This is a genomic window from Puniceibacterium sp. IMCC21224 (genome assembly GCF_001038505.1).
Lineage (GTDB): Bacteria > Pseudomonadota > Alphaproteobacteria > Rhodobacterales > Rhodobacteraceae > Puniceibacterium.
The window spans coordinates 1,323,600-1,343,042 of the sequence record NZ_LDPY01000001.1 but is presented as its reverse complement, the minus strand read 5'-3'; the positions used below and the strand labels follow the sequence as shown (position 1 = coordinate 1,343,042).

Genomic DNA, 19,443 nt, shown 5'->3' with positions numbered 1-19,443 from the left:
TCTGCGGCCCGCGCCACGTTTGCGCGGGCCGCATCCTTTCCCCCTTTGTTTGAGCGGACACCATGCAAAAAGTCGCGCTGGCGACCGGCCTTTTGGCACGGCTCGCCCTTTGGATTGCCGGGATCGGCCTTGTCCTGATGACAGTGATCATCGCGGCGCAGGTGGTTTTCCGCTATCTTCTCAATTCCTCACTGATCTGGAGCGAGCCTGCCTCGGTCATGATCATGGGCTGGTTCATCTTTTTGGGCGCCGCCGTGGGCATCCGCGAAGGATATCACCTGTCCTTTGACGTGCTGCTGTATGTGCTGCCCGACCGGGTCAAACTGATCCTGTTTTCAATCTCGGACCTCGTCGTCGCAGGCTTTGGCGGCGGCATGATCTGGTTCGGCTGGGAACTGGCAGCCAAGACAGCCGGGAACAAATTGCCCTCGCTCGGCATTTCCGGCGCCTTCGATTTCATACCCATCGTGGGGGGCGGCATTCTGGTCGTGCTCTTTTCGCTGGAACGGGTGGCGCGCCGCGCCGCCGGACTGCAAACCGCCCGCTTTGGCGAAGACCCGGACTGGGAGAACTGATTGATGGAACTCTGGGTTCTGTTTGGCACCTTTGTGGTGCTGCTGCTGATCGGCACGCCGGTCGCCTTTTGCCTGGGCGTGTCGTCCTTCGCGACGATCCTGTATCTGGGACTGCCCCCGGTTGTGGTGTTTCAGCGTCTCAATTCCGGCGTGTCGGTCTTTGCGCTGATGGCCATTCCATTCTTTATCTTTGCCGGCGACCTGATGGTGCGCGGCGATATTGCCCGACGACTGGTCGCGCTGGCGGGTGGCTTTGTCGGCCATCTGCGCGGCGGCCTGGGACAGGTCAACGTGCTGGCAAGCGTCATGTTCGGCGGCGTGTCGGGGTCTGCTGCGGCGGATGCCTCTGCCGTCGGTGGACTGATGGTGCCGCAAATGAAGGAACGCGGCTATGACGTGGATTATGCCGTCAGCGTGACCGTTGTCAGTTCGATCATCGCGCTGCTGCTGCCGCCCAGCCACAACATGATCATCTATTCGATCTCGGCCGGTGGGCGCATTTCCATCGCCGATCTGTTCACCGCCGGCATCATTCCCGGCTTTGTTCTGGCCTTGTCGCTGATGATCGCCGCCTATCTGGTCGCGAAAAAGCGCGGCTATCCCACCCAGGCCTTTCCCGGCTGGCGGATGGTTGCCACGCTGTTCGCCAGTGCAGCGCCCGGGCTGATCCTGGTCGCGATCATCTTTGGCGGCGTGCGGTCGGGCATCTTTACCGCGTCGGAATCGTCGAACATCGCTGTGGTCTATGCCATGCTGGTGACGTTTTTCGTCTACCGCACACTCAGCTGGCACGATTTCATCGAGGCAACCTTTGCTGCCGTGCGCACCACGGCAATGGTGCTGATGGTGATCGGCTGCGCCGCGTCTTTCGGCTGGCTGCTGGCCTATACCCGCGTGCCAGCGTCGATGGTGACAGCGTTGCAGGGTTTGTCGGACAACCCGATTGTGATCCTGCTGCTAATGAACGTAATGCTGCTGATCCTTGGCACGTTTATGGATATGTCGCCGCTGATCGTGATCACCACACCGATCTTTCTGCCGGTGGCGCAGGCGTTCGGGGTCGACCCGGTACATTTCGGCGTGATCCTGATCCTGAACCTTGGTATCGGATTGTGTACACCGCCGGTGGGCGCTGTGCTGTTCGTCGGCTGTGCCGTGGGCCGAATTCCGATATCCGAGGCGATGCGGTCGATCTGGCCATTCTACGGCGCCGCATTTGCCACGCTGATGGCTGTCACCTACATTCCGGCACTGTCGCTTTGGCTGCCATCGCTGTTTCACTGAGGTTCCGACATGACATTTCCAACCGTCCCTACCGATCCGGGTGTGACGCGCCAGGTGCTGGCTGAAACGCCCGATCTTATGACCGTTGCCTTTCGGTTTCAGGACGGCGCAGTCGGCAAACTGCACAGCCATCCGCATGTGCAGGCCACCTATGTCGAGGCCGGGCGCTTTACCTTCCATCTGGACGGCAAAGACCATGACCTTGGCCCGGGTGATAGCCTGATCATCTCTTCAAACGCCAAGCACGGATGCCTCTGCATCGAGTCCGGAACGCTGATCGATACATTCAGCCCCCGACGCGACGACTTCCTCTGAAAGGACCCCCTGACATGACCACCGCCCAGACCCGCTACGCTATTGATCCGGCCACTGCCAAAACCCTCGACACGCAGGGCTTGCGCGATCATTTCCATGTCGGCGACCTGTTCCAAGAGGGCAAGATCGCGCTGGTCTATTCCCACTATGACCGCCTGCTGATCGGGTCGGTTGTGCCTGCGGGCAGCGCGCTGACGCTGGACCATGTTGCTGAGACCGGAACCAAGACGTTCCTTGAGCGGCGCGAACTCGGCGTGCTCAACATCGGGGACACCGGCGAAGTTGCCGTTGGCGATGAAACCTACACCGTCGCGCATGGTGAGGTGCTGTATGTCGGCATGGGGTCTGGTGCCGTCACTTTTTCCGGCAAAGGCCGGTTCTACGTTCTGTCGGCCCCCGCACACCGCACCTGCCCGACCAAACTGATCAAGGTGGCTGATGCCCGCAGGGTCGAGCTTGGCTCCAAAGAGCAGGCGAACGAGCGGGTGATCATCCAGTTGCTGCACCCCGAGGTCTGCGACAGCTGCCAGTTGCTGATGGGCTACACCCAGTTCGCTGAAGGATCGGTCTGGAACACTATGCCTGCGCACACTCACGACCGCCGGATGGAGGCGTATCTGTACTTTGACATGAGCGCCGATCAGCGCGTCTTTCACTTTATGGGTCAGCCGTCCGAGACGCGCCACATCGTCATGGCAAACGAAGAGGTTGTGATTTCTCCGCCGTGGTCGATCCACGCAGGCGCGGGCACCGGCAGCTATACGTTCTGCTGGTCAATGGCCGGTGACAACGTCGATTTCACCGATATGGACATGATCCCGATGGGGGATTTGCGATGAGCTTTTCGCTGAACGGCAAAACTGCGCTGGTCACGGGCGCCAACACCGGTATCGGTCAGGCGATTGCTGTGGCGATGGGTCAGGCCGGGGCGCAGGTGATCTGCGTCAGCCGATCGTCCTGCGCCGAAACCGTCGCCACGATCGACAACGCCCGTGAACTGACGCTGGACTTTGCCGATCCGATGGCCGCGCGCGATGCCTTTGCAGGCGAACCCATCGACATTCTGGTGAACAACGCCGGGATCATCCGCCGCAACGACAGCGTCGATTTCACCGAAGCGGACTGGGATGACGTGATGGACGTCAACCTCAAGGCGGTGTTCTTTACCTGTCAGGCCTTTGCCCGCGCCGTTCTGGCACGCGAGGGCACCGGCAAGATCGTCAACATCGCCTCGCTGCTGTCGTTTCAGGGCGGCATCCGCGTGCCGTCCTACACAGCGGCGAAACATGGTGTTGCCGGGCTGACCAAGATCCTGACCAACGAATGGGCCGCCAAAGGCATCAATGTCAACGCCATTGCGCCCGGCTATATAGAGACGAACAACACAGCCGCCCTGCGCGCCGATCCCGAACGCAACAAAGCCATTCTGGAGCGTATCCCGGCAGGCCGCTGGGGCGACGCCAAGGATATCGCCGGCACCGCCGTGTTCCTGTCCTCACCCGCTGCGGATTATATCCATGGCGCGGTGCTCAACGTTGATGGAGGCTGGCTTGCCCGTTGATCTGCCCCGACTAACCCGCTCGGACGCGCCGCGCCCCGGTGTTGGCATCGTGCATCTGGGCCTTGGTGCCTTTTTCCGATCCCATGGTGCGATTTATATCGCCGAAGCGATGGCCAAATCCGGTGGTAACTGGGGTATCCTTGCCGCCAGTCTGAAAAACCCGGGCACACGCGATGCGCTGAAGCCGCAGGGCTATGCCTATACCGCACTCGAAGCCGGTCCCGATGGCGATACCGCGCAGGTGGTCGAGGTGATCGAGGATCTGCTCGTCGCGCCAGAAGATCCCCAAGCCCTGATCGCGGCAATGGCGCAACCCAGCGTTCGGATCGTCACACTGACCGTCACGGAAAAGGGATATTGCCACAATCCTGCGACCGGCACTCTGAACATGGGCCATCCTGACATTGCCCATGATCTGACCGATCCCCAGCCGCGCAGTGCGCCGGGGTTTCTTGTCCGTGCACTTCAGGCGCGTCATGCCGCCGGACTGCGCCCGTTCACCGTGCTGACCTGTGACAACCTGCCCCACAATGGCGCGGTGGTGCGCCAGGCCGTGCTGGATCTGGCCCAAGCCATCGACCCAGCGCTGGCCCGCTGGATCGAAACCGAAGGTCGGTTTCCCAGCACCATGGTCGACCGCATCGTGCCGGCCACCGAACCCGCTGACCTTGACCGCGTCGCAGCCCTGACCGGCAGACAGGACGCCGCCCCGGTGATCCACGAACCGTTTCGTCAATGGGTGATCGAGGATAATTTTGTCGACGCCCAGCGCCCTGATTTTGGCGCGGTCGGTGTTGAACTGGTGCGCGACGTCGCCCCGTTCGAGCTGATGAAACTGCGGATGCTGAACGGCACCCATTCGTCGCTGGCCTATCTTGGCTATCTCGCCGGTCACGAGACGATTTCCGACACCACGACCGATCCGACCTTTGCCGAATTTGCGCAAATGCTTTGGACGCGTGAGATCATACCAACGCTTCGCGCACCTGAGGGCACCGATCTGGGCAACTATGCCGCGGCACTGCTGGCGCGCTACCAGAATCCGGCGATCCGACATTTGACATGGCAGATCGCCATGGACGGCAGCCAGAAACTGCCGCAGCGCCTCCTTGGCACGCTGGACGACGCGACGACGCCCTGTCCCGGTCTCTGCCTCGCCGTGGCGGGCTGGATGCGCTACGTCGGCGGAGTCGACGAAGCCGGAACCCCCATCGACGTGCGCGACCCGCTGGCGGCGCAGCTCAAACGCCTGTCCGATGGCGCAACCACGCCCGCCGACAAGGTTGCAGCCCTGTTGAATCTGCGCGATGTATTCTCGGCTGGGGTCGCGGACCAGATCAAGGTGCCGGTGACGGTCGCATTTGAAACTTTGACAGCCAAAGGCGCCCGCGCCGCCGTGCAGGAGGCCCTGGGACAATGATCGAAAGTTGGCGCTGGTACGGACCCTTTGACCCCATCACTCTGCCAGAAGTCGCCCAGACCGGGGCCGCAGGCATTGTGCACGCACTGCACGAAGTCCCGTATGGCGAGGTCTGGACCAACGACGCCATCGCCGCCCGCAAGGCCGAAATTACCGGCGCCGGATTCACGTGGGATGTCGCCGAAAGCCTGCCGATCCACGAAGCGGTCAAACGCGGCGAAGGGGATCTGAGCACGCTGTTCGCCAATTACCGCCAATCCATGGCGAACCTAGCCGCCAACGGTATTCGCACGATCTGCTACAACTTCATGCCGCTGCTGGACTGGACCCGCACCGACCTTCGGGCTCCGCTGGCACGTGGGGGCAGTTGCCTGCGTTTTGACGCATCCCGCATGGCCGCATTCGAAATCCATATGTTGGGGCGCGCAGGCGCCGAGGATGAGTATAGCCAGGACGTCCGCAACAAGGCCGCGATCTGGTTTCAGCAATCCTCTGAGAGCGACCGCGAGGCGTTGCTGCATGCGATCATGTCCGGCCTGCCCGGCGCCTTTGACCGCTACGACATCGCCGGTCTGCGCGACGTGCTGCAAAGTTATGAAGGCATCGACCGTGACACGCTGCGCGCCAACTACAAACGCTTTCTGCAAGAAGTGGTCCCGGCGGCCGAGGATCTGGGAATGGTGTTCTGTGTCCACCCCGACGATCCGCCGCGCGATATTCTGGGCCTGCCGCGGATCGTGTCAGACGGCGACGATATCGACTGGATCCTGTCGGCGGTGGACAGCCCCGCCAACGGGCTTACGCTTTGCTCGGGTTCGCTCGGTGCGAATCCGGCGAATGATGTCCCCGCGATTGCCGCACGGTTTGCCAACAAGATCCGCTTTGGTCATCTGCGCAATGTGCGCAAAGAACCCGACGGATCGTTCGAAGAGGCCGCACATCTTGAGGGGGACACCGACATGGTGGCGCTGGCCGATGTGTTTGTGACCGAAGAGGCACGCCGCCGCGAAGCAGGTGAAGATTTTGCCTCCATCCCGGTCCGCCCGGATCATGGTCACGAAATCCTGTCGGATATTGGCGCCAAGAGCGTACCGGGCTATCCAATGATCGGCCGCCTGCGCGGTCTGGCAGAGCTGCGCGGCGTGTTCCGTGCCCTGGAATATGCGGCAACCCGTGGCTGATCCGATGTTGTTGAACCCCGCAGACTCGGTTGTTGTCCTGCCCGCGCGTTTGCCTGCTGGGGCCGATCCGCTGGGTCTGGGTAACCCGCTATCCAAAACGGTATCGGGCGGTCACAAGATTGCGCGCGTGGCGATTTCCAGCGGCCAGCCGATCTACAAATTCGGGCAAGTCATCGGCCATGCCACCCAGGATATCGTGGCCGGCGATCACGTCCACAGCCACAACTGCGCCTTTTCCGACCACAGCCGCGCCTATGAGATCGGTGCCGATTTGGCCGTCGCCCGTGCTGCCATTCCCGTGATGGCACCACGCACATTTCAGGGTTACGTCCGCGAGAATGGGCAGGTTGGCACCCGCAACACCATCGCGCTCTGCGCCACCGTCAATTGTTCCGCCACCGTCATCCGCCGCGCCGCGTCTGAGATCGAAGCCTCGGGCGTGCTGGACGCCTATCCCAACGTTGACGGCGTTGCAGCCTTTGCCCACAGCACTGGCTGCGGCATGGCGTCATCGGGGCGCGGGATTGATATTCTGGACCGTGTGCTCTGGGGTCATGCCACACACCCCAACGTCGGCGCGGCGATCTTTGTCGGACTCGGCTGCGAAGTGATGCAGATCGCCCGGATGCAGAACAAGGCAGGTGGTGGCGACCGTATCTCGGGCTTGACCATTCAGGCGACCGGCGGCACCCGTGCCACCATCGACGCGATCAAGGCCAAGGTGGCCGAATTGCTGCCACAGGTGAACAAGGCCAGCCGCAGCCCCTGCCCGGCCTCGGCGCTGAAGGTTGCGCTGCAATGTGGTGGCTCAGACGGCTATTCCGGCCTGACCGCCAACCCGGCGTTGGGTCTGGCCTCAGACCGGATTGTCGGGCTGGGTGGCACGGTTATCCTGTCCGAGACGCCCGAAATTTATGGCGCTGAACAGTTGCTTTTGCGCCGCGCGGCATCCGCAGATGTGGCTGACAAGCTGCTCGCCCTCATCAGTTGGTGGGAGGAGTATACCCGGATGAACGGCGGGTCGATGGACAACAATCCATCCCCCGGCAACAAACAGGGCGGACTGACCACGATCCTTGAAAAATCGCTGGGTGCTGTCGCCAAAGGCGGCAATACGCCGCTGACGGCGGTCTATGACTATGCTGAACAGATCACCGGCACTGGTTTCACGTTCATGGACACCCCCGGCTATGACCCGGTGTCCGCCACTGGCCAGATCGCGGGTGGTGCGCAGGTGCTGTGTTTCACAACCGGACGCGGCTCGGCCTTTGGGTCGAAACCGGCGCCGACGATCAAGCTGGCGACCAACGACACGCTGTTCGCGGCGATGCCCGAAGACATGGACATCAACTGCGGCGACATGCTGTCGGGTGGAGTCACGCTGGATGCCAAAGCAGATCAAATCGTCGAAATGATTCTGGCCACGGCGTCGGGTCAACAGACCAAATCCGAAGCCTTGGGTCTGGGCGACAACGAATTTGTTCCCTGGCAGATCGGCGCGGTGATGTAGACGCGCCAAATCTGAACGCCGTCCGGCCTCCATATTCGGGGCGCGCTGATGCCTTAGGGCGCTGGGGGGCGTCCGTGATCATCCCAGAACATCGGACCGCCCAGATCGCGCGGAAACCCGTATCCCTGAACCCAGATCACGTCGATATCCGACGCACGCGCGGCGATCCCGTCCCTCAGAATGGAGCGTCCCTCGGCAATCATCGGGCCGTGTGTGCGGTCAATGATCTCGGCGTCGCTCAGATTTCGTCGCGTGATACCGGCATCTGCAGCCAGCTTGGTGACAATCAGTTCGACCGCCGGATCGGGATGCGGTGTACGATCCCCGGCGTGATAGCTGTACCAGCCGCTGCCGGTCTTTTGCCCAAATCGCCCAAGGCCGCACAGATGATCGGGCAATGCGTCCACCCGTCCCAATGCCTTGCGATTGCGCCAGCTGATGTCCAGTCCGGCCAAATCCTGCATCTCGCACGGGCCCATCGGCCAGCCAAGCGCCCGGAAGGCCGCATCAATCTGCGCGGGCAAAGCCCCTTCGAGCATCAGGTGCGACAACTGCGCGTTGCGGGCGGCCAGCATCCGGTTGCCAACAAAGCCGTGGCAAACCCCAACAACAACCGATTGTTTGCCAAGCCGCCGCGCAACTTTTAGCGCGGTGGCAACTACGTCAGGCGCGGTGTCCGCACCTTGCACGACCTCCAGCAACTTCATCACATTGGCGGGCGAGAAAAAGTGCAGCCCCAACACATCCCCCGAACGATTGGTAAATCCCGCGATGGCATTCACATCCAAATACGAGGTGTTGGTGGCCAGAATCGCGCCTGGCCGGGCGATGGCGTCCAGTTCGGCAAAGATGCTGCGCTTGACCTCGATATCCTCGAACGCGGCTTCGACAATCAGATCGGACTGGGCAAGGTCGGACACCAGAATTGTGCCGGTGATACGACCGATGCGCCTGTCAGCCTCGCTCTGTGGGATCGACCCGCGCTGCACTGAGCCGACATAGTTTGCCCTGATCCGCGCCAGACCCACGTCCAGGGCCTGCTGATTGGTTTCGCGGATCATCACGTCGAACCCGGCATTGGCAAAGGTCATCGCGATGCCGCCCCCCATTGTCCCGGCACCGATCACTCCCACGGACTGAACGTCGCGCGGCGTGACCGTCGCTGCCGGGCCTGTCGGTTTCGCCGCCAGCCGTTCGGCAAAGAACAAATGACGCAGCGCCGCAGAGCGCAGACTGTCCACCGCTGTATCAAACAACGCCCGCTCTTCGCGCATGGCGTCGGCGAATGGCATCGCCAGCGCATTGCCCGCCGCAATCGCCACCAACGACGGCGCTGAAGAGCGCGCCTTGCGGCACAGCGCCGCTTCGATCTTGGTCAGTTGCTCTGGGGTGGCCGGGGGCATCGTGTCACGGCGCTGACTGACCGGAAGCGGACTGTCGCCCGCCGCGATCTTTGCCATCAGGAACCCGATAGCATCTTCGATCAGATCGCCCTGCGCGATGGCGTCGATCAGCCCCTGCGACATAGCTTGGTCAGCGCTGATCATATCGCCGCTGCCAGCAAGGCGCAGTATCGCCTCTGCGCCAGCAAGGTAGCTGCCACGCACCGTGCCACCCGCTCCCGGCAGAAAGCCCAGCTTGACCTCGGGCAGACCCAATCTGGTGTCAGGCGCCGCGATGCGAAAGGTGCAGCCCAGCGACAGCTCAAGACCACCGCCAAGCGTGGTACCGTGCAGCGCCGCGATGCTGGGCCTGTTCAGCCGTTCGATCCGGTCGATTACATCGCGTAGCATTGGCGGCATCAGTTTGCCCACCTCGGTAATCTCGGCCCCGGCGACAAAGGTACGTCCCGCGCAGGCCAGAACCAGACCAGTGATTGTCTCATCCGCCTCGACCTCTTGCAGACGGGCGTCAATCAACGCGCGCAGATCCTGTGACAGCGCATTTACCGGCGGACGGTCAATGGTCAAGATTGCAATGCCGCCGCGTCGATCAAAGGATACGTTCATGTCGGGTTTCCTACGGTTTCCGGTCTGATGGCAAATTTAAGAGGCCCGCCAACGGGGGCATCAGATACGCGCTGGCCATCCCCTATCATACCGGAGTCGCGAGATGAATTCCCCTAAGTGCGGCGCCTTGTGCTCGGACCTCAGCCCGGCTCAAAGCAGGCAGCGCGCCCATCGCGTGCGATCGTCGCAGCTCCGTCGCGGATTGATGCCGCGCGACGACGGACAAAATTCGACGGATTTGCCGCTGAACGCCCCTTGGGATTGGGCAGAATTGCCGCCAGACGCGCCGCCTGAGTCGGACTCAGCGCATCCGGGCCGACGCCAAAATAGTGATAGGCTGCCGCCTCGACGCCGAACACACCTTCGTCGAATTCGGCAATGTTCAGATAGACTTCAAGGATACGACGCTTGCTCCAGACCCCTTCAACCACCGGGGTGATCAGCGCCTCGAGCGCCTTGCGGGTATAGGTGCGCCCCTGCCAGAGATAGGCATTTTTGACCACCTGTTGGGTCAGAGTCGATGCGCCGCGTGCGCCGCCACCTTCGATGGCATCGCGGATCGCGTTCATATCAAAACCCCAGTGGGTGCAGAAATTGGCATCCTCGGCCGCCACGACCGACCGCAACATTACCGGGGCGACACGGTCCGCCGGAACCCATTTCTGATCGACGTCAGCGCCCAGCCTGCGACCCTCGCTCAGCATGTATAGGGTCGTCGGCGGGTTCACCACCTTGTAGAGCAGCGCCATCAGCAGAACCAATGCCGCCGCCACAAAGACCACCCGCCAGAGCCACCGCATCAGCCAGCGCAAGGGCTGGAAACGCGGTGCCAGAGCGGCCTTGGCCGTTTTGCGCGGTTTTGCGGATTTCGAACGTGTCGCCATGGCCGCTATCCTTACGCCGACAAACGCCCGGGGAAAAGCCACACAGGCCGCGCCAGATCACGGAATATCCCCGCTGGTGCGATGAAGAAACAGCCGCGCGCCCGCCCGGTCAGGTGCGCCCTATTTCGAGCAGGCCCAGTCGCGAACGTAACATTGCGCGCCATCTGCCGAACAGGCGTCCAACGCCTTGTTTGTCGCCACCGCCTGATCCTCGTCCCAGCCAAACGCCCAATCACCAGTCTGGTTTATGGCGATGACTCCGCAGGAATTCCAGAATAGTTCGACCTCGGCGCATTCCTCGCCGCAATTGTCCTGCGCCAAGCGGGTTGCGCCAGGCGCGGTTCGCTGCCCTGCGGACCAACCGGTTTTGCCTGACGGCGCAACTGCGATAGCGCCAAAACAACGCTCATATCCACAAGAGCCGTTCGCGGACTGAACGGAAACCGGCCACAGCACCACGGCTGAACAGAGGATAACGACACTGACACCACCAAATCGCATAGAGATTACCGCCTTCGCACTTTTCCACACCACGCCACAGATAGGCTTGTAAAACAAGCTTTGGGGGTACGAATGCACCCGGCATTGACGGCGGCAGGTGTAAGTTTGCGGTTTGCGGGACCGCGACCACGATCTGGCCTACCCCGTGTCGCCACATAGTCGGCGATAAAATAATGCCGCCGGATCACACCGGCGGCATCGTTCTTGATCAGACGATTTCGCAGACGACTCCCAGCGGCATATTCATTCTGCAGGCATCGCCTTCGGCTCAATGCTCAGCGGATGCGTGATCTTGTCCAGCATCTCTTTCGGGCAAATCTGGAGGAAGTTCGCTTTTTCCTCGCCCCAATGCTGGAGGATATCCTGCGCCTTGCGGCTACCGGTTTCCGCCGCGTGCCGCTCGATCAGCTCTTCGAGCTGGGTCGACCAGTGATCTACCGTCACCGGGCAGGTCACAATGCTCTCCATGTTCATCAGATCGGTTGCCCGACCATCAGGATCATACAGATACGCCATGCCGCCGGTCATGCCTGCACCAAAGTTGGCACCCACCGGCCCAAGGATCACAGCAACGCCGCCGGTCATGTATTCGCAACCGTTCGATCCGCATCCCTCAACCACCACCGTGGCACCCGAGTTGCGCACCGCAAAGCGTTCACCTGCGCGGCCCGCAGCAAACAGGAACCCATCGGTCGCACCATAGAGCACGGTGTTGCCGATGATCGTATTCTGCGACGCCGTGAGCGGCGAATGCATCGGCGGACGCACCACAATCGTGCCGCCCGACAGTCCCTTACCGACATAGTCGTTGGCATCACCCGACACTTCGAGTTTCAGCCCCGGTGCGGCAAACGCCCCCAGCGACTGCCCCGCCGATCCGGTCAGTTTGACGGTCAGATGGTTCGATTGCAGCGCGTTGCGCATCCCGAACTTGCGCACGATATGGCTGCTGGTGCGGGTGCCCACGGTGCGGTGCGTGTTCTGCACGGCGTAGGACAGCTGCATCTTTTCGCCATCTTCAAGGAACCGCGCGGCGTCGCGCACAATTTCGGCGTCCAGCGTGTCCGGCACTGGGTTGCGCGGCTTGTCGCGGTCGTAGACGATGTCGTCGGACCCATCGACACGGATCAGCAACGGGTTGAGGTCGAGATCGTCCAGATGATCCGACCCGCGGCTGACCTGACGCAGCAGATCGGCACGCCCGATCACGTCGTCCAGCGACCGCGCGCCGATGCTGGCCAGAAGTTCACGCACTTCGGTGGCGTAGAAGGTGATCAGATTCACCACCTTGTCGGCGTTACCCGTGAACTTGGCGCGCAGGTCGTCGTCCTGGGTGCAGACCCCGACCGGGCAGGTGTTCGATTGACACTGGCGTACCATGATGCAGCCCATCGCGATCAGCGCCGCGGTGCCGATGCCGTATTCCTCGGCCCCGAGCATTGCCGCCATGACGATATCACGCCCGGTGCGCAGACCGCCGTCGGTGCGCAGCGTCACGCGCGCCCGAAGGTTGTTCATCGACAGAACCTGATGCGCTTCGGTCAGACCCATTTCCCACGGCAGCCCGGCGTATTTGATCGAGGTCGCGGGCGATGCCCCAGTGCCGCCGTTGTGGCCCGAGATCAGGATGATGTCCGCCTTGGCCTTGGCCACGCCAGCTGCAATCGTGCCGACGCCGGACGAGGCGACCAGTTTCACCGTCACCTTGCAGCGCGGGTTGATCTGCTTGAGGTCGTAGATCAGCTGCGCCAGATCCTCGATCGAGTAGATATCGTGGTGCGGCGGCGGGCTGATCAGCGTCACGCCTTTGGTCGAATGGCGCAGACGAGCGATCAGGTCAGTGACCTTCATTCCCGGCAACTGTCCACCCTCACCGGGCTTGGCACCCTGCGCGACCTTGATTTCCAGCTCTTCGCACTGGTTCAGGTATTCGGCGGTGACGCCAAACCGACCAGAGGCGACCTGCTTGATCTTGGCCGACGGGTTATCGCCATTGGCTTCGGGCACAAAATGCGCCGGATCTTCGCCCCCCTCACCGGAATCGGACTTGGCGCCGATTCGGTTCATCGCCACGTTCAGGGTCTTGTGCGCCTCGGGTGACAGGGCACCCAGCGACATGCCCGGCGTCACGAATCGCTTGCGGATTGAGGTGATGCTTTCGACCTGCTCCAATGGGATCGCGGGGCCGATGGGTTTGATCGCCAACAGGTCGCGCAGATGAATCGGCGGGTTGGCCTGCATCGCCTTTGAGTAGGTCTTCCACATCTCGTAGGACGCCTTGTTGCAGGCGGCCTGCAACAGATGCATGGTCTGCGCGCCCCAGGCGTGGGTTTCGCCGGATTTGCGCGCCTTGTAAAACCCGCCGATGGGCAGCACGTCCTGACCGCCGCGCAGACCCAGCGCGTGGACCTGTTCGGCCTTGGTCTGGATGCCGCTGACGCCGATGCCGCTGATCCGGCTCATCATACCGGGGAAATATTCGGCGCACATGGCACGGGACAGGCCGACCGCCTCAAAGTTCAGACCACCGCGATAGGACGAAATCACCGAGATCCCCATCTTGGACATGATCTTGAGCATACCCTGATCAATGGCTTCGCGATATTTATGCACCGCCTCGGTCAGCGTCAGATCCAACAGGCCGCGTTCAATCCGGTCTGCCAGACTGTCCTCGGCCAGATAGGGGTTCACCACTGTGGCACCGGCGCCGATCAGCACTGCAAAATAATGCGGGTCGATACATTCCGCCGACCGCACGTTGATCGAACAGAAAGTCCGCAGACCTTTGCGCGTCAGATGACTGTGAACCGCGCTGGTCGCCAGAATCATCGGCATCGCCACTTTGTCGGGGCCTGCCGCCTGATCGGTCAGCGTCAGATGACCGGCGCCGGAACGCACGGCATCCTCGGCCTCAGCGCGGATACGCTCCAACCCTTTACGCAGCGCATCCTTGCTGCCTCCCACTGGGAAGGTGCAGTCAATCTCGACCAGGCTGGCGTTGAAATGCGTCTTGAGTTCGTCGAACTGCGCGTTGCCGACAAACGGGCTGTCGAGCACGAGGATTTCGGTCTGGGCCGAGCTTTCATCAAGCACGTTCTTGAGGTTGCCGAACCGCGTTTTCAGGCTCATCACCCGGAATTCGCGCAGCGAGTCAATCGGCGGGTTGGTCACCTGGCTAAAGTTCTGGCGGAAGAAATGGCTGAGTGGGCGGTACTTTTTCGACAGCACAGCCGACGGCGTGTCATCCCCCATCGAGGCCAGCGTTTCTTTACCATCCTCGGCCATCGGGGCGAGGATCTGTTCCAGCTCTTCGATGGTATAGCCCGCCGCGATCTGACGCCGCCGCAGTTCCGCACCGCTGAAGATCGCTTTTTCAGTGACTTTGGCCAGCGGTTCGTCCAGCTCGTTGATCTTGCCGACCCATTCGCCAAACGGCTGACCGGCGGCCAGCCGGTTCTTGATCTCAACGTCGTGGTACAGCTTGCCCTCTTTCATATCGACGGCAATCATCTGTCCCGGCCCAAGCGCGCCTTTTTCGCGCACCGACCCCTCGTCGACCGGCACCATCCCGGCCTCGGACCCAGCGATCAGCAGCCCGTCGCCGGTGACGACATAGCGCATCGGACGCAGACCGTTGCGGTCCAGCCCGCCGCAGACCCAGCGACCATCAGTCATGGCAAGTGCGGCAGGGCCATCCCACGGTTCCATCACCGAGTTGCAGTATGAATACATATCGCGCCACGCCTCGGGCAGTTCAATCGCCTGCTTGGACCAGGATTCCGGCACCAGCATCGTCTTGGCCATCGGCGCGGATCGACCCGCGCGTACCAGCACCTCGAACACAGCATCCAGCGCCGCGGAATCGCTGGCACCATTGGCGATGATCGGCTTGATATCCTCGGCCATATCGCCAAACGTCGACGAGGCCATGCGGATCTCGTGCGACTTCATCCAGTTGACGTTGCCCTTGAGCGTGTTGATCTCGCCGTTGTGGGCGAGCATCCTGAACGGCTGAGCCAACCACCACTGCGGGAATGTGTTGGTGGAATAGCGCTGGTGATAGATAGCAAAGGCCGACTCAAAACGGTCATCCATCAGGTCGGGATAGAATTCGGCCACATCCTGCGCCAGCATCATGCCCTTGTAGATGATCGATCGGCAGGACAGCGACGCAATGTAAAGCTGGCTGACACCGGCTGCCATTGCCGCCTTTTCGATCCTCCGCCGGATCACGTAAAGTTCGCGCTCAAACGTCTCTTCGTCGACGCCTTTGGCGTTCGAGATCAGGATTTGTTCGATCTCGGGGCGGGTCGCATTGGCCTTGTCACCCAGACACTCGACGTTCACCGGCACGTGGCGCCAGCCGTAGATGTAGTAACCCATGCGCAGAACTTCGGATTCCACAATGGTCCGGCAGGTTTCCTGCGCGCCAAAATCCGTGCGCGGCAGGAACACCTGCCCCACGGCCATCAGTTCGTCTTTGCGCGGCGTGTGGCCAGTGCGGTCGATCTGGTCGTAAAAGAACGCCACCGGGATCTGTACATGGATGCCCGCGCCATCGCCGGTCTTGCCGTCAGCATCGACAGCACCGCGATGCCAGATCGCCTTGAGCGCGGAAATACCCGCACCGACAACCCGGCGGCTGGGTTTGCCGTCCAGCGACACAACCAGCCCCACGCCGCAGGACGAATGCTCTTCGGCCTCGGAATACAGCCCATTTTCGGCCATCCATGTGCGCTTGGCCTCTTCGGCCCGTACCCAGTCTGCATCATACGTGGTCATATCTGCGCTCCTTCAACAAACGCCGCAAAGCCTGCTTCGACTTCGGCCTTGGTTTTTCTCTCGTGATTACCGGCAAAGGCATAGCCGCCCGGCTTCACGTCAATGTAGATTTCGGTCTTTAGCTCTAGCCCGCCGGCGTCATCGACAAGCCCGGCTGACATACTGTAATAATCATGTCCCGGCAGCGTCAGATGATACCACAGGGTTGTGCCGCAGCTGTCGCACCACGCGCGTTCGGCCCATTCGGACGAGGCATAGACCTTGACCGGACCGTCATATTCCAGGGTTCCCGGCTTTGCATCAATCTCAAGAAACGCAGAGCCGGTCCAACGGCGGCACATGGCGCAATGACACGCGCCCAGCTTGTCCTCGACTGGTTCAAAACTGACTTTGACGTCACCACACAGGCACTGTCCTTGCATTGTCATGCTCCTTGCACTGTATGACCATAGCGGGCCAGCGTCTCGGCCTCGCTGATCCGTTCATGTGTCCCCGACAGGTTCAGCGCCGGTACGGCGCGGTCGGCAAAAATCTCGCGGTCCAACTTAAGGCCGCTGGCATCGTCAAACAGGCCCAGCGGCACCTCATAGTCGCCGTGGTTCGGCCCCTCAGCAGTCACGCGATACCAGAGTGGCGATCCGCAGCCATCGCACCACGCCCGTTCCGCCCAGTCCGAGGATTGGCCCACCCGGATATGCGCATTCCCCGACCAGGTGATGCGATCGGCACCGACCGACACACCGGCAAAGAACACCCCGCCCCAGCGCTGGCACATCTTGCAATGGCAAACGCCCAATCCGGATACGACATCGCGGGCGGAAAATGTCACCGCGCCACACAGACATTGCCCGTTCCGATCCGACATGCCCTCACTCCCCCGTCAGGCACAAATGCCAAATGCCCTGATCCGCCCTTTGACCGCCCCGCCAAAGATCTGTGCAATCCATATCGCGGGCCGTCGTTATTCTGCCGCCACGGCTGCGACGCCATTCAACTGTTCCAGCACCGCCGCCGCACAATCACGACCGTCGCGGATGGCCCAAACCACCAGAGACGCGCCCCGCACGATGTCACCCACCGCATAGACGCCCGGCATCGCCGTCGCGCCAGAGGTAAACTCGGCCTTGATCGTGCCCCAGCGGGTCACAGCCAGATCGGGCTGGTCCCAGAGCGTCGGTAGATCCTCGGGCTCGAATCCCAGCGCCTTGATCACCAGATCGGCGGACTCGACATATTCCGACCCGTCGATCACCTCGGGGCTTTGACGTCCTGTAGCGTCGGGCAGCCCCAAACGCATCCGTTCCACGATGACACCCGACACCGGCGTACCGGTAAATCCCTTGGGCGCGGTCAGCCATTCAAACACGACGCCCTCTTCTTCGGCGTTCTGCACTTCGCGCTGCGATCCCGGCATGTTGGCGCGATCCCGACGATACAGGCATTTGACGCTGGTCGCGCCCTGCCGGATCGCGGTCCGCACACAGTCCATGGCCGTGTCACCGCCACCTATCACCACGACACGCTTGCCCTTGGCATCCAGCGCGCCGCTGTCGAATTCCGGCACTGCATCACCAAAGCTTTTGCGATTGCTCGCCGTCAGATAGTCAATCGCCCGCTCGATCCCGTCGGCACCGCTGCCCGGGCCAGCCAGATCGCGGGTTTTGTAAACGCCCGTCGCAATCACCACCGCGTCATGCGCATCACGGATGTCGGCGAACGAAATATCCTCGCCCACCGCGCAGTTCAGTTTGAAGGTGACGCCACCATCCTCAAGCTGCTGGTTGCGGCGCATCACCACATCTTTCTCAAGCTTGAAACCCGGAATTCCATAGGTCATCAGTCCGCCCGAACGATCATAGCGATCATAGACAGTGACCTGCACACCCTGCCGCCGCAGCACATCCGCCGCCGCCAATCCTCCGGGGCCGGCGCCGATGATACCGACGCTTTCCTTGCGCTCTGCATGCGGTTTGATCGGCTGGACCCAGCCCTGTTCCCATGCGGTGTCGGTGATATATTTCTCGACCGAACCGATGGTGACGGTGCCATGGCCCGACTGTTCGATCACGCAATTGCCTTCGCACAGACGGTCCTGCGGGCAGATGCGGCCACAAATCTCGGGAAAGGTGTTGGTGGCCTGGCTAAGATCATAAGCCTCTTGCAGACGCCCCTCAGCCGTCAGACGCAGCCAATCGGGAATATTGTTGTGCAGCGGGCAGTGGCTCTGACAATAGGGTACGCCGCACTGGCTGCACCGGCTTGACTGCTCCTTGGCCATGGCCCCGGCATATTCGGCGTAAATCTCGTTAAAGTCGGCGTTGCGTACGTTTGCGTCACGCTTTTCGGGCATCGCCCGTTCAACTTTCACGAATTTCAACATTGGCTGATGTGCCATTAGGGCAAAACTCCTGAATCCCGTAGCTGACGCTTCTTTATCGAAGGTCGAAAGGAAATAAAAGTAAGAAATACTGACCTATATGCGCAATAAATCGTTCACTTTCGAAATTTATTACGTTGCAAGTGCGAAATTAGGTATCAATCCGGACCCAATATACCGCTTTTCAATTATTTCTATGGACCTATACGGATGTCAAGTTTTCTGACCGGAGCCGCAACGTGCCCTTCACGCATCTCCTGATCCTTGCCCTGATTCAGGGCATAACCGAGTTTCTGCCCATTTCCTCATCGGGTCACTTGATTCTTTTGCCAAAGCTGGTGGGCATCCCCGATCAGGGTCAGGCCATCGACGTGGCGGTGCATGTGGGCACTCTGCTGGCTGTCATCATCTACTTTTGGTCTGATGTCCGTATCGCTGCCGCCGGCACGCTGCGACTGTTGATTGGCAAGGTCGACACCCCCGGCGCTTTTCTCGCGCTCTGCCTTGCTGTCGCGACGATCCCGGTGGTTCTGGCCGGTCTGGCACTGAAATTGACCGGCCTGGATGAGATGTTGCGCTCGGTTGCAGTGATCGGCTGGACGATGCTGATCTTTGGCATCGTGCTGTACTGGGCCGACCAGAAGGACCCGGTCGACAAGACCGCCAGTGACTGGACCTTGCGGGATGCGTTTGTCATGGGGTTGTGGCAGGTCATCGCGCTGATCCCCGGCACGTCGCGGTCTGGCATCACAATCACCGGCGCACGCCACTTGGGGTACGATCGGACCGATGCAGCCAAGCTGTCGATGCTGATGTCGATCCCGACGATTGCCGCGTCTGGGTTGTTGTTGGGCGTCGAGGTGCTTCAGACCGCTGACGCCCAGGCCGCCCGCGACGGCGCTATTGCTGCGATCTTTGCATTTTTCGCGGCGCTGCTTGCGCTGGTGCTGATGATGCGGCTGCTGCGATCAGTGAGCTTTACACCCTACGTGATCTACCGGGTGATTCTGGGAATCGCGCTGCTGGTCTACGCCTATAGCTAAG

The 19,443-nt window shown here is 61.3% G+C and carries 16 protein-coding genes; 9 read left to right on the top strand and 7 right to left on the bottom strand.

The genetic code is table 11. The features are described from left to right. Nucleotides 1-62 precede the first annotated feature (62 nt). The 8 genes from IMCC21224_RS06165 to IMCC21224_RS06130 are packed head-to-tail and all read left to right on the top strand — an operon-like array spanning nt 63 to nt 7,846. Nucleotides 63-575 carry a TRAP transporter small permease gene (locus IMCC21224_RS06165; protein WP_047994605.1) on the top strand — a complete coding sequence of 171 codons (513 nt, stop codon included), beginning with the start codon at nt 63-65 and terminating at the stop codon, nt 573-575. A gap of 3 nt (nt 576-578) precedes the next feature. Further along, nucleotides 579-1,859 (top strand): TRAP transporter large permease, encoded by a 1,281-nt coding sequence (locus tag IMCC21224_RS06160; protein WP_047994604.1) that lies wholly within the window; start codon nt 579-581, stop codon nt 1,857-1,859. A gap of 9 nt (nt 1,860-1,868) precedes the next feature. After that, entirely contained in the window at nt 1,869-2,174 is a 306-nt protein-coding gene (locus IMCC21224_RS06155) for a cupin domain-containing protein (protein ID WP_047994603.1), read from the top strand. A gap of 14 nt (nt 2,175-2,188) precedes the next feature. After that, nucleotides 2,189-3,013, top strand: a complete 825-nt coding sequence (gene kduI, locus IMCC21224_RS06150; RefSeq protein WP_047994602.1) for a 5-dehydro-4-deoxy-D-glucuronate isomerase — start codon at nt 2,189-2,191, stop codon at nt 3,011-3,013. After that, nucleotides 3,010-3,735, top strand: a complete 726-nt coding sequence (kduD, locus tag IMCC21224_RS06145) for a 2-dehydro-3-deoxy-D-gluconate 5-dehydrogenase KduD (protein ID WP_047994601.1) — start codon at nt 3,010-3,012, stop codon at nt 3,733-3,735. The genes kduI and kduD overlap by 4 nt, the downstream gene beginning before the upstream one ends. Next, complete coding sequence (locus IMCC21224_RS06140; protein ID WP_047994600.1) at nt 3,713-5,155, top strand: mannitol dehydrogenase family protein; 1,443 nt, start codon at nt 3,713-3,715, stop codon at nt 5,153-5,155. Before kduD ends, IMCC21224_RS06140 begins: the two co-directional genes overlap by 23 nt. Continuing rightward, a complete protein-coding gene (uxuA, locus tag IMCC21224_RS06135; protein ID WP_047994599.1) occupies nt 5,152-6,336 on the top strand; it encodes a mannonate dehydratase in 1,185 nt (394 codons plus the stop codon). The genes IMCC21224_RS06140 and uxuA overlap by 4 nt, the downstream gene beginning before the upstream one ends. Beyond that, entirely contained in the window at nt 6,329-7,846 is a 1,518-nt protein-coding gene (locus IMCC21224_RS06130; RefSeq protein WP_369796010.1) for a UxaA family hydrolase, read from the top strand. Before uxuA ends, IMCC21224_RS06130 begins: the two co-directional genes overlap by 8 nt. 53 nt (nt 7,847-7,899) lie before the next feature. Here the strand turns inward: IMCC21224_RS06130 and IMCC21224_RS06125 are convergent, their stop codons facing one another. The 7 genes from IMCC21224_RS06125 to IMCC21224_RS06095 all read right to left on the bottom strand — a co-directional run bounded on the left by IMCC21224_RS06125 (nt 7,900) and on the right by IMCC21224_RS06095 (nt 18,417). Beyond that, nucleotides 7,900-9,855 carry a 3-hydroxyacyl-CoA dehydrogenase NAD-binding domain-containing protein gene (locus IMCC21224_RS06125; protein ID WP_047994597.1) on the bottom strand — a complete coding sequence of 652 codons (1,956 nt, stop codon included), beginning with the start codon at nt 9,853-9,855 and terminating at the stop codon, nt 7,900-7,902. A gap of 140 nt (nt 9,856-9,995) precedes the next feature. Continuing rightward, nucleotides 9,996-10,739: a monofunctional biosynthetic peptidoglycan transglycosylase gene (gene mtgA / locus IMCC21224_RS06120; RefSeq protein WP_047994596.1), complete on the bottom strand. Its 744-nt coding sequence runs from the start codon at nt 10,737-10,739 to the stop codon at nt 9,996-9,998. A 120-nt stretch (nt 10,740-10,859) separates the two neighbouring features. Then, entirely contained in the window at nt 10,860-11,240 is a 381-nt protein-coding gene (locus IMCC21224_RS06115; protein ID WP_047994595.1) for a DUF4189 domain-containing protein, read from the bottom strand. A 243-nt stretch (nt 11,241-11,483) separates the two neighbouring features. After that, nucleotides 11,484-16,022, bottom strand: coding sequence for a glutamate synthase large subunit (gene gltB, locus IMCC21224_RS06110; RefSeq protein WP_047994594.1), 4,539 nt, complete (start codon nt 16,020-16,022; stop codon nt 11,484-11,486). Beyond that, nucleotides 16,019-16,444, bottom strand: coding sequence for a GFA family protein (locus tag IMCC21224_RS06105; protein WP_369796009.1), 426 nt, complete (start codon nt 16,442-16,444; stop codon nt 16,019-16,021). Before IMCC21224_RS06105 ends, gltB begins: the two co-directional genes overlap by 4 nt. A gap of 2 nt (nt 16,445-16,446) precedes the next feature. Then, nucleotides 16,447-16,887 (bottom strand): GFA family protein, encoded by a 441-nt coding sequence (locus IMCC21224_RS06100; RefSeq protein ID WP_047994592.1) that lies wholly within the window; start codon nt 16,885-16,887, stop codon nt 16,447-16,449. A gap of 96 nt (nt 16,888-16,983) precedes the next feature. Beyond that, nucleotides 16,984-18,417, bottom strand: coding sequence for an NAD(P)-dependent oxidoreductase (locus tag IMCC21224_RS06095; protein WP_047994591.1), 1,434 nt, complete (start codon nt 18,415-18,417; stop codon nt 16,984-16,986). Between the two features lie 221 nt (nt 18,418-18,638). Here IMCC21224_RS06095 and IMCC21224_RS06090 point away from each other — a divergent pair, with 221 nt between their 5' ends. Then, a complete protein-coding gene (locus IMCC21224_RS06090) occupies nt 18,639-19,442 on the top strand; it encodes an undecaprenyl-diphosphate phosphatase (RefSeq protein WP_047994590.1) in 804 nt (267 codons plus the stop codon). Nucleotide 19,443 lies beyond the last annotated feature (1 nt).